Annotated in this window: 1 protein-coding gene and 1 pseudogene; both read right to left on the reverse strand. The window is 67.5% G+C overall.

Annotated features, from left to right (window positions below):
* On the reverse strand, positions 1–887 hold an 887-nt coding region (locus HFL01S_RS24440), incomplete at its 3' end, for an MCP four helix bundle domain-containing protein (RefSeq protein ID WP_157539142.1).
* Positions 888–920: 33 nt separating this feature from the next.
* Positions 921–1,090 (reverse strand): annotated as a pseudogene (locus HFL01S_RS25850) (methyl-accepting chemotaxis protein); the annotation flags it as partial.

A 1,090-nucleotide genomic window follows, 5' to 3' on the forward strand; every position in this document is an offset into this window, starting at 1 on the left:
TTGCTGGCCGCCTGTTCGGTGCGGGCGCTCAGGTCGTGGTTGCCCGAGACGATCTCGCGCGAGGCCACGTTGATGCTGTCGCTGGCGTCGCGCACCTGCGACACGGTGGACACCAGCGAGGTCTTCATGTCGGCCAGGGCCTGTTGCAGCTGGCCGAGCTCGTCGCCCCGGTCCACGACCAGCGGCTGGGTCAGGTCGCCATCGGCCACCGCCCGCGCGGCGCGCACCGCGCCGGCCACCGGCACCGACACCGAGCGGGCCGCTCGCCAGGCCACCAGCACGCCCACCGCCAGGGCAGCGCAGGAGAGGACGACGATGAAGCCCATCTGGCTGGACAGCGCAGCGCTGGACTGCTCCACTTCCTGGGCCAGCAGCGCGTGCTCGTGCTTCTGCAGCTCCTGCATGGTGCCGATGTAACGCTGCGCCGCGGGCAGCAGCTTCTCGGTCAGCATGGCCGCGGCGGCCGGGTCCGCCGCCTTGAGCGCGTCGAAGTAGGTCTTGCGCACCTCGATGTACTCCTTGCGCCGCGCGCCGATGTCGGCCAGCAGGGCCTTGCCCTGCTCGGACCCGATCGCCGTTTCCAGTTCCTTCTGCAGCTCGTTGATGCGTTCGGTGGTCTGGGCCATCAGCGGCTTGAAGTAGCTCTCCACCTCGGGGTGGTTGGCCGACTTGGCCATCGACATCACGCGGGTGACGTTCAGCTGCGTGCTGGCCACCCAATCGTCGGCCAGCTTCACCAGCCGGTTCATTTCGAGCAGGCGCTTCTGTCCCGCGGTCGCGGAGGTCACGGCGTTGAACGCCACCGCCGTCAGCAGCAACAGCAGCAGCAGAACGGCGCCAAAGCCCAGGCCCAATCGCTGGCCAATCTTGAGGTTGTTGAATTTCATTTGTCGTTTCGTGGGTTGTGGTCGGTGGCGCGGTTACGCGTGGGTCGTACCCTCTGTGCGGAACGTCGCCACCACCTGGGCCAGTCGAGTGGCCTGCTCCCTGAGGCTTTGCGCGGCGGCTGCGCTCTCTTCCACGAGCGCCGCGTTCTGTTGTGTCATCTGGTCGAGCTGGTTGACCGCGGTGTTGACCTGGCCGATGCCAT

This window comes from Hydrogenophaga flava NBRC 102514, assembly GCF_001571145.1.
In the GTDB taxonomy this organism is placed as follows: Bacteria; Pseudomonadota; Gammaproteobacteria; order Burkholderiales; family Burkholderiaceae_C; genus Hydrogenophaga; species Hydrogenophaga flava.